Below are 8,626 nucleotides of genomic sequence, written 5' to 3'. Positions count from 1 at the left end.
GGTGTAAGCGGGTGCACCGCCGGCCGGGGCCTTGCCGCTCGCCACCGTACCAATCACCCCCTCATTGATAGGACCGACCTCGAGCCCCGAAGGTTTCATGATCCAGTTGGGCGAGAGGGTAGCTCCTGTCGCTCCTTCCTGGGCCAGTACGCCGAACAGGTTGAGCCCTTCTGGGCTGCCCAGCCGGAGATCGTTGCGGGCCTCGGGCGCGAGTTTTTTCAGGTCGGCGCTCCGTTTAGCGGACTCGATGACGGGCGCACTCACCCTGACCAGATAGATCGGTTTAGCCCTGCTGATCCCGGCGTCGGCGGGGTTTACCGAGTCCAGAATGCTGCCCTGCCACCGCGCCAGGAAAGCATTCAGCACGGCCCCGTCGTCGGTGACGAGGATCAACTCGTTTTGCACGAAATCCGCCCGGGTTCCGTTTTCGTCTACCAGTGTAGTGACGGCCCGAGGCGGCCCGCCGTTGATGCCTTCGATTTGTGTAACCGAGGGCTGTAAGGTGGTGTCCACCGTAACGGTGGAAGGGGGCAGTTCCCCCTTGGGCGAAGTACATGCGCCCAGGAGCAAGAGAAGGGCGCCGATGATGGCAAAGCCAGATAGTCTCACGGTTTTTCTCCCCTGCTAACGCGATTTTTTTCGGCTGGCTTGGGCCAGGCTGGCAAACCCCACCCCACACGAAGCACAAAAACGGGCATAGGGTGAGGTGATAGGGGCCTTGCAAAGCGGGCACGCTTCCAGCAGCCAGCTCCCATCGTTGATGCAGTAGCGCTCCTGGGAGTGAGCTGGAATCGCACGAAAACATTCCGGACACAGCCGGTATCCCCCTCGGTTGGCCCAAAGGCTGAGTAAATCATCCGGTTCATCCACACCAGGCCCCCTTTGTTCATGAGCCAGAGGATGCAACAAAGCCGGTTAGCAGATGGTTACTTGTAGGGAGGATTGTGCCGACAACCCCTACACGCAAACTTCACAAAACCCACCCTACCCCTTCACGAAGATGAGGGATGGTGCGGACATGGAGCCTTCCGTTACCGATACACTGAACAGGGTGGCATTGGTACTGGTAGTCGAGGACGAACCCGAGATCGCGGAAATCCTGGAAGGTTATCTGCGCCGGGATGGTTTTCGCACCGAACGGGCTGCCAATGGACGCCAGGCCCTGAGCCTGCTGCGGGCCGCCCAGCCCGATCTGGTGCTGCTGGACATCCAGTTACCCGAGCTGGATGGCCTCGAGGTGCTGCGCCGCATCCGCAGCAACGGCAACACCCCGGTAATTCTGGTAACAGCCCGCACCGAAGACCTGGACAAGCTACTGGGCCTCGAGCTGGGGGCCGACGACTACGTGACCAAACCCTTCAGCCCGCGCGAGGTGGTGGCCCGCGTCAAGGCCGTGTTGCGCCGGACGGTGCTCCCCGAGGTGAGCAGGCCCATCATGCGGGTGGGGCCGCTGGAGATTGATAGCGAAAAAGTGGTGGCCAGGCTGGGGCCAGGGCGCCTCGAGCTGACCCCCACCGAGTTTCGCCTGCTGGAAACCCTGGCCCGCACCCCCGGTAAAGCCTTTAGCCGGGCCGAGCTGCTCGAGGCTGCCTTGCCCGACTCCGATGCGCTGGAGCGGGTGGTGGATGTGCATCTGAAAAATTTGCGCAAGAAGCTGGATGCCGCAGGGGTAGGGGAGATGCTGGAAACCGTGCGGGGTGTGGGGTATCGTTTGTGGGCCGAATGAGCTTCTGGAACCGTCTGGAAGTCCGCATGACCCTGCTGATGATTCTGGTGGTGGTCTGCACCAACCTGGTAATGGTCGCGCTCACCGCCTACCAGCGCGAACGGGTCTTTCGCGAGTTGCCCGCCGATGTGCGCGATTTCCTGCGGCGCAGTGAAAGCCGCCTGCCGCCGCTGGGATTTCCGCCCGAACTGCGCGAGTTGCTGCTGCTGGGCAAAGAGATTCGCGTTCGCATCGAAGCCTCAACCAGCCCCGACAACCCCAACCCCATTTTCCTGGTCAGCCCTCTCGACAACCCCAGCGCCGTCCCTGTTCGCATCCAGCCGATTCTTCGTAGCCGCAGGCCCGGTCTTGAGGCCCAGCTTCAGCAAAACCTGCTGATCGCCAGCCTGATGGCTACCGGGCTGGGGGCCCTGGTTGCGCTGCTCTTTGCCCGCCGAATTGCCCGCCCCATCGAGGCGGTTTCGAGCGCCGCCAACCGTCTGGCCCAGGGTGACCTTACCATCCGAATTGCCGATTCTGGCGGCCAGGACGAGACGGCTCGGCTGGCTCGCAACTTCAACCACATGGCCCGATCGCTGGAAAAACTCGAGACCGAACGGCGGGCCATGATTGCCGACATCGCCCACGAGCTGCGCACCCCCCTCACGGTGATGCAGGGTCGGCTGGAAGCCATCCAGGATGGGGTAATGCCGCTGGAGATGGGCGAGATTGATCGGTTGCACAACCAGACCGGACTGCTTGCACGCCTGGTCGAAGATCTGCGCACCCTTTCGCTGGCCGATGCCGGGCGACTAACCCTCGAGCTGCGCAGACTGGATCTGGTCGAGCTGGTACGCAACGTGGCCACAGCTTTTGGGGCCTCGCTGGAGGCAAAAAAGATTAAACTCGAGCTGAACCTGCCCACCAGGCCCCGACAGATACGCGCCGATGCGGATCGCATGACGCAGATTGCAGGCAACCTTTTGGCGAATGCTCTGGCCCACACCCCTGAGGGTGGGGTAATCGCCATCGCGGTGTTTGCCGACGACAAAACCACCACCCTGCGAGTCTCCGACACCGGCCCGGGTATTCCCCCTGAGGCCTTGAGCAAGGTCTTCGACCGTTTTTACCGTAGCGAGGCTTCGCGCTCGAGGGCTACGGGCGGCAGCGGTCTGGGGCTTTCCATCGTCAAAGCCCTGGTGGAGTTGCACGGGGGAACCGTGGCGGCCCGCAACCAACCCGAAGGCGGGGCCGTTTTCGAGGTGAGGTTGCCGCTCGATCAGGCAGGGGGTTGAATTCTGATCCATAGCTCGGTTTTCAAGCCCTGGGGCTCGAGGTTTTCCAGCACCAGCCGTCCACCGTGTACCTCCGCGACCCGGGTCACCACACTCAGTCCCAGCCCGTTGCCGGAGATGCGGGTTCCGGGGGCCCGGTAAAAAGGTTCGGTGGCCCGCTCCAGCACCTCGGGGGCCATGCCTGGCCCGGTATCGCTCACGCTCAGGATGGCGAACTGGCCGTCCGACGAGCGACCCAATTCCACCGTGATGGTTGCGTGGGGGGCATACTTCTGCGAATTGCTCAAGAGGTTTTCCAGGGCCTGGCGCAGCAGAAAGGGGTCGCCGGAGATTTCCAGCCGGTCTGGCCCTCGGTAGGGTACGCCCGCTTTTTGTGCAACCTCTTGCGCCAACCAGGCCAGGTTGAGCCCGACCTGCTGCCCGCGCCCCTCCCGCGCCAGGGTGAGCAGCGACTCGCTCAGGTGGGTCATCCGCTCAACCTCTTCCTGCACTACCGACAGGGTCTCTTCCGAGGTGGCCAGCCCCTGGCGTTGCGAGTCCAGCTGTAAGCGCATAGCCGTAAGCGGGGTGCGCAGCTCGTGGGCGGCATTGCGGGTGAACTCGGTCTCGCGCTGGCGGAAGGCCGAGAGCCGTCCCAGCATCTGGTTGAAGGTCTGGCTCAGATGGCGCAGCTCCCCACTGCCTTCAGGCGGCACCCGCAGGCTCAGGTCGCCCGAGTCGGCCACCCGGCGGGTGGTTTCCTGCAGGTGCCGCAATGGCCGTAGCGCAGGCCCACTGAGCAGCCAGGCCGCCAGCGCGCCCAGCAGCGCAACCACCAGCGCCGTAAAAAGCACGGTTTGCTGGTAGCCAGCAAGACTGGCCCTGACCTGGCTGGCCTCCACCACTGCTTGCAGATATACCTCTGGACTCAGGCGTACACTGCGAAACAGCCAGTTGTTCTCGAGCCTGGTTTCTGGGCTAGAGGAAAGTGGAACTTGGTTGGGGAAGCTGCCCCATTCTCGCAGTACCTGGCCCTCCCGTACCAGCCGCGCGTGAGCAATCGAGCCGGGTTGGGTGGGATTAAGCGGGATGGGTCTGGGGTCGTCGAGGCGAAAACGCTCCATAAAGTTAGGACTGGAAAACGGGAGGCCATTATTGTCTCGATCCGGTCGGGGCATGCGCACAGAGCCTCGGCGGCCCTCCATCTGCCCGGCGACACGCCCAAGGTAGGCATCCAGCTCGCGCTCGAGGCTGCTCATCTGCAAACGCTCAAAGCTGGCATAGCCCAAAAAGCCCTGCGCCAGCAGTGCCAGGGCAATCGCTACCGCGATAAAGAGGGTCAACCGCAACCGCAGGCTCATAGTTCGGTTCCCAGCCGGTATCCCCCCGAAACCGTTCGCACCACGCTGCTACCTAGCTTGTTGCGCAGGTGATACACACACACCTTGACCACTCCCAGATCCGAAGCCTCCTCTCCCCAGATCAAATCCATCAGCTCTTCCGGGCTGTAGACGCGCTCGGGGAAGAGGGCCAGGCGTTCCAGAAGCGCATACTCGCGCCCGCTTAACTCCACCAGCCGTTCCTCCCAGCGCACGCTGCGGTTGGACAGGTCGAGCTCGAGGGGGCCATATTGAATCCGGCTCTGCCGAACCTCACTCACCCGCCGCAGCAAGGCCCGCACCCGCGCCAGCAGTTCTTCCAGATCGAAGGGCTTGACCACGTAATCATCGCCACCCTCGTCGAGCCCCATCACCCGGTCGGCCAGCGCATCGCGGGCGGTCATGAATAGAATGGGGCCCTTATACCCCGCGTTGCGGGCCTCTTTGGCCAGGATAAAACCGCCATCGTCCGACTCCGGTAGCCGCACGTCCAGCAACAACAGATCGGGCTCGGCTTCGACCAGGAGTTCGCGGGCCGATTCCAGGTCTGCTGCATGGCGCACCTGATGCCCCTGGGCCTGCAAGGCCCGCAAGACCGGGCGGGCAATATTGGGTTCGTCCTCCACCAGCAGCAGCCGCATGGTTACAGCTTGCATTGTAGGGGTTATGGACAGGTTATAAGTTTGGTTCCAAGTCACAGGTTAAAAGTAGAAGGTAAGTATCTCCACCTCAGAAATCTACATTGCGATCCAGAGCTGGGTCATAAGATGCGCCACTGCAAGTCCCAAATGCAGATCCGGCTCAACCAAAATCGTACCATTCTATCGTGGGCGCTTCGTGCCGTGTCTGGCCTAATCTGGTGCACCGCTGCGGGGTCTCTCGTCCACGGCAGGGACGCGGTTCGTGCCAGAAACCATACCGGGGTGTCACGCACCTTTTTAGAGTGGACGAGCCAGTAGGCTTGGATTCTGGGTCGTTGCAACTTGCATCACCCAAGCAAACACCGTGGAGAACGGACTTGGTGTGCATGAGAAACCCTCTCAGCGACTCGTAACTGCCCCGTAACCGCTTCACGGCACACTGCTGCACAGGAAAGCAGATGCCGCTTTCCGAAAAGGAGCAAGATTATGACTAAGACTCTGAAAACCCTGCTGGTGGTCTCGAGCCTGGCTATGGCAGGTGCCTTTGCCCAGCAGACCCCCGCCAACCCCCAGCAGGCCCCTGGCCAGACCCAGCAGCGCCAGATGCGGATGGATCGTGGCCTGGGTGTGGGCAATCTGTATTTTGCTGCTGCCCAGTTTCTGGCGGTGACCCCTGCCGAGCTTGCGGTACTCAGCAGCGGCACCAGGACACTGGCCCAGGTTGCCACCGATCTCGGTAAGACCCCCGCCGCCCTCGAGGCTGCCCTGGTGACCGCCCGCAACCAGGCCATTGACCAGGCCGTGCAGGCCCAGCGCCTCACCGCCGAGCAGGCCAGTACCTTCAAGGCCAGCAGCGCTGCGGTCGCTCGAGCCCTCGTGGCTCAGCCGGTTCAGATGCGCTTCGGACACGGGGGCCGCGACGGTCGAGGTGGCCCCAGGGGTTGGGGACGCTAAGAATCTGTAGTCTGTGGCTTGTGGTCGGCGGATAAACCCCGCGCCACAAGCCATCTTCTCGGGAGGCTAAATGGTGTGGCAGATTCATGACCGGGGGAAGTTTGAAGGTTTTGGCTATGGGGTGGGTGGATGGGGAGTGATGGAGGATCTACTGTGGGTCTTGCTTCTCCTGGGCTTGCTGGTTCTGGTGGGGGTGTTGATCGCCCGACTGCTACGAAGCCCCCACAGCAGCAAAACCAGCCCGATCCAGACCCCAGACCGTGCCCTCGAGGTTGCACGCGAGCGATACGCCAAAGGCGAGATTAGCCTGGCGGAGTTCGAGACCCTGAAGAAGAACCTGAGCGGATGATGGAGGAAAGCCTGGTGCGTTATGGAATAGCGCATCAGGCATTTGATGTCTTTGCCCTGAGCATGCACGATAAGGGTGGGTGCGTGTGCAGGAATTGTGTCCAGGTGTCAATTAGACTACCCATCCTGGTTCAAGATACGGAAGAACTTCACTGCGAAAATGGCTGGCAAACGGGAGGAACCTATGGACAACGACGACAAGCCCATCGGAAAGATTCTGAACCGCCGCAAGGTACTGGCTGCGCTGGGTCTGGGTGGTCTGGCGGGTGCGGGCGGACTCCTGGGAGGGCAAAAAGCCACAGCGCAGAGCAACCCCCTGCCGTCTTGCATTGTGCGTCCTGCTATGACCGAAGGCCCTTATTTTGTGGACGAAAAACTCAATCGTTCCGACATCCGCTCCGACCCAGCCTCTGGCGCGGTAAAAGCCGGGACTCCGCTGGTGTTGCGCTTTGTGGTCTCGAGGGTTTCCTCCAGCGGTTGTTCCCTGCTGCCAGGGGCCATGGTGGATATCTGGCACTGCGATGCCCAGGGGCTGTATTCCGATGTGCAGGACAGGTTTGCTGATACCAGGGGCCAGAAATGGCTGCGGGGCTTCCAGACCACCAGTGCCCAGGGCATCGCGCAGTTCACCACCATCTATCCGGGTTGGTATCCGGGCCGTGCAGTGCATATCCACTTCAAAGTTCGTCTCCAGAACCGCGACTTCACCTCCCAGCTCTTTTTCGACGATGCCCTGAGCGACCGCATCTTCACCCAGCCCGCCTACGCTAAATCGGGTAGTCGTACCCGCAACGCCAGTGACAGCATCTACCGCAACGGCGGTAGCCAACTTCTTTTGGATCTGGCTCAGAGCGGTGCGGGCTACACCGCTACTTTTGATCTTGGCCTCAACCTCTGAAGCGGCTGGCGGATTTCGTCATCTGCCCGCGCGCCCCAGGTGTGTGTCCTGAAAACCGGTTGGGAGCTTCAAACCATAACCCAAGGCCCGATCCCCGCCGATGTGGGCGAGCAGCAGAATTCCTGCCAGGAGCAATAATGGGATTTGCCACATCAAACCCGCTGCCAGCAGGACTGCACCCAGGGGGTAGCTATGGACGAGGTTGTAGGCGGCTGCGCCCACTTTGTCACCCACCAGATAGCCCAGCAGCGAAAGGTCGGGCAACAGAAATAGCAGCAACAGCAGCCACCAGGCTCCTCCCAGGGCCAGCCAGGCCCACACCCCGCCCACAGACAGCACAAGCCCCTCGAGCCTTTGCAGCATCACCGGATCGGTCAGAACTCGAGTCCACATAGCTTCTCCACTATTATGAAAAGCTTACACCATTCGCCTTTATGGCTAACACTGTAAACCTTGAATTGCACCCTGTCAAGACTTACACTGTTTGCAAATGCCCTACCCGGCCAAGACCAGCCCCGAAACCATCCTCGAGGCCGCCCTGGAGATGCTTGAGCAGGGCCAGGAAATTTCCATGCGTGCCCTGGCCGAGCGCCTGGGTGTGAAGGCCCCCAGCCTCTACCGCCACTTTGCCGACAAAGAGGCCCTCGAGGTGGCGATGGTGCACACGGGCAACACCCGGCTGTGCGAACAGATCGAGCCGTTGGTCGGGCGCAAAAAGAGCAAGCCTCTGGCTCGAGCTGCGAAGGTTTACCTCGAGTTTGCCCGTGCCCACCCCAACCTCTACGCGCTGATGATGGACGCCCGGCTGGCCGCTCTGACCTCGGCAGGTTCGGGGAAAAGACTGTGGAATCTTTTACTGCGTTTGGTCGGGGAGGTTTCCGGAAACCTCGACGACACGGCTGCGGCAGTGGCTGTGTGGTCGTTTTTGCACGGCTATGTGCGGCTCGAGGCCACCGGCCTCTTCGGCCCCAGCGGCCCCAGGGGCGGCTTTGAGAAGGGTTTGTCGGCTCTAACCCAGGGATTATCCAAAAGTCGGTGACTTGCTGCTTTCCTTGCCCGCCGCAAGCGCAAAGGCGACCCAGCCTGCCAGGGCCGCGAACCCTACCCCGGTGCGGGCCAGTCCAGTTCCTGCATCAAACGATTCAGCAGCGTAGCCCTGGTCTAAGGGGGCCTGCTCGAGCGCCATGATTGCGTCGCCCGCAGGCCGCATCAGTCCCGACAAAACCCGGTTGGCCAACCCGAAGCCCGACGGAAAGGGAAAGTGGGCCGAGCCCTCGCCGGGAAAGCGCCCTTTGTAGTGGTGGGGGTTATCGCTGCCCAGAATCCACAGTGCGGTGGACTGCCAGACCGGATCCTGGCGGCTGCAGAAGCCCAGGTGTGGCAGCAGCAGCAGGCTGCCCGCCGGTTCATCGGAGAAGGTATAACCG

The 8,626-nt window shown here is 61.8% G+C and carries 12 protein-coding genes; 6 read left to right on the top strand and 6 right to left on the bottom strand.

Features of this window, described 5'->3' with window-relative positions:
• Positions 1-609: hypothetical protein (locus tag Q0288_RS17455; RefSeq protein ID WP_299433525.1), on the bottom strand; the 609-nt coding region annotated here is incomplete at its 3' end.
• A gap of 15 nt (positions 610-624) precedes the next feature.
• A complete protein-coding gene (locus tag Q0288_RS18120) occupies positions 625-870 on the bottom strand; it encodes a zinc ribbon domain-containing protein (protein ID WP_366914808.1) in 246 nt (81 codons plus the stop codon).
• A gap of 181 nt (positions 871-1,051) precedes the next feature.
• On the opposite strand from Q0288_RS18120, the gene Q0288_RS17450 reads away from it, so the two are divergent.
• Together Q0288_RS17450 and Q0288_RS17445 are read left to right on the top strand one after the other, a co-directional pair.
• Entirely contained in the window at positions 1,052-1,726 is a 675-nt protein-coding gene (locus Q0288_RS17450; RefSeq protein ID WP_299433522.1) for a response regulator transcription factor, read from the top strand.
• Positions 1,723-3,000, top strand: coding sequence for an ATP-binding protein (locus Q0288_RS17445; RefSeq protein WP_299433519.1), 1,278 nt, complete (start codon positions 1,723-1,725; stop codon positions 2,998-3,000). Before Q0288_RS17450 ends, Q0288_RS17445 begins: the two co-directional genes overlap by 4 nt.
• Here the strand turns inward: Q0288_RS17445 and Q0288_RS17440 are convergent.
• Positions 2,985-4,340, bottom strand: a complete 1,356-nt coding sequence (locus tag Q0288_RS17440) for a HAMP domain-containing sensor histidine kinase (RefSeq protein ID WP_299433517.1) — start codon at positions 4,338-4,340, stop codon at positions 2,985-2,987. The genes Q0288_RS17445 and Q0288_RS17440 overlap by 16 nt on opposite strands.
• Positions 4,337-4,999, bottom strand: coding sequence for a response regulator transcription factor (locus Q0288_RS17435; RefSeq protein ID WP_299433514.1), 663 nt, complete (start codon positions 4,997-4,999; stop codon positions 4,337-4,339). Before Q0288_RS17435 ends, Q0288_RS17440 begins: the two co-directional genes overlap by 4 nt.
• 486 nt (positions 5,000-5,485) lie before the next feature.
• Between Q0288_RS17435 and Q0288_RS17430 the strand changes: the two genes are divergently transcribed.
• The 3 genes from Q0288_RS17430 to Q0288_RS17420 all read left to right on the top strand — a co-directional run bounded on the left by Q0288_RS17430 (position 5,486) and on the right by Q0288_RS17420 (position 7,199).
• Positions 5,486-5,953, top strand: a complete 468-nt coding sequence (locus Q0288_RS17430; protein WP_299433510.1) for a hypothetical protein — start codon at positions 5,486-5,488, stop codon at positions 5,951-5,953.
• Positions 5,954-6,023: 70 nt separating this feature from the next.
• A complete protein-coding gene (locus Q0288_RS17425) occupies positions 6,024-6,302 on the top strand; it encodes an SHOCT domain-containing protein (RefSeq protein WP_299433507.1) in 279 nt (92 codons plus the stop codon).
• A 183-nt stretch (positions 6,303-6,485) separates the two neighbouring features.
• Positions 6,486-7,199, top strand: coding sequence for an intradiol ring-cleavage dioxygenase (locus tag Q0288_RS17420; RefSeq protein WP_299433504.1), 714 nt, complete (start codon positions 6,486-6,488; stop codon positions 7,197-7,199).
• Between the two features lie 18 nt (positions 7,200-7,217).
• On the opposite strand, the gene Q0288_RS17415 is transcribed toward Q0288_RS17420, so the two are convergent.
• On the bottom strand, positions 7,218-7,592 hold the full coding sequence (locus Q0288_RS17415; protein ID WP_299433501.1) for a DUF4260 family protein: 375 nt from the start codon (positions 7,590-7,592) through the stop codon (positions 7,218-7,220).
• 97 nt (positions 7,593-7,689) lie between these two features.
• Between Q0288_RS17415 and Q0288_RS17410 the strand changes: the two genes are divergently transcribed.
• Positions 7,690-8,238 (top strand): TetR/AcrR family transcriptional regulator, encoded by a 549-nt coding sequence (locus tag Q0288_RS17410; protein ID WP_299433498.1) that lies wholly within the window; start codon positions 7,690-7,692, stop codon positions 8,236-8,238.
• On the opposite strand, the gene Q0288_RS17405 is transcribed toward Q0288_RS17410, so the two are convergent.
• A partial coding sequence (locus Q0288_RS17405) for a glycoside hydrolase family 125 protein (RefSeq protein ID WP_299433495.1) occupies positions 8,221-8,626 on the bottom strand: 406 nt, incomplete at its 5' end. The genes Q0288_RS17410 and Q0288_RS17405 overlap by 18 nt on opposite strands.

Origin of the sequence: uncultured Meiothermus sp., from assembly GCF_937863175.1 — a bacterium.
Lineage (GTDB): Bacteria > Deinococcota > Deinococci > Deinococcales > Thermaceae > Meiothermus.
This window is presented reverse-complemented; position numbering and strand designations above follow the sequence as displayed.

Bases quoted from the DNA above. Each gene is read 5' to 3' on its own strand.
- Q0288_RS17415 (WP_299433501.1), bottom strand. From the start codon at position 7,592: ATGTGGACTCGAGTTCTGACCGATCCGGTGATGCTGCAAAGGCTCGAG.
- Q0288_RS17445 (WP_299433519.1), top strand. From the start codon at position 1,723: ATGAGCTTCTGGAACCGTCTGGAAGTCCGCATGACCCTGCTGATGATT.
- Q0288_RS17425 (WP_299433507.1), top strand. From the start codon at position 6,024: ATGGTGTGGCAGATTCATGACCGGGGGAAGTTTGAAGGTTTTGGCTAT.
- Q0288_RS17435 (WP_299433514.1), bottom strand. From the start codon at position 4,999: ATGCGGCTGCTGCTGGTGGAGGACGAACCCAATATTGCCCGCCCGGTC.
- Q0288_RS17420 (WP_299433504.1), top strand. From the start codon at position 6,486: ATGGACAACGACGACAAGCCCATCGGAAAGATTCTGAACCGCCGCAAG.
- Q0288_RS17440 (WP_299433517.1), bottom strand. From the start codon at position 4,340: ATGAGCCTGCGGTTGCGGTTGACCCTCTTTATCGCGGTAGCGATTGCC.
- Q0288_RS17430 (WP_299433510.1), top strand. From the start codon at position 5,486: ATGACTAAGACTCTGAAAACCCTGCTGGTGGTCTCGAGCCTGGCTATG.
- Q0288_RS17410 (WP_299433498.1), top strand. From the start codon at position 7,690: ATGCCCTACCCGGCCAAGACCAGCCCCGAAACCATCCTCGAGGCCGCC.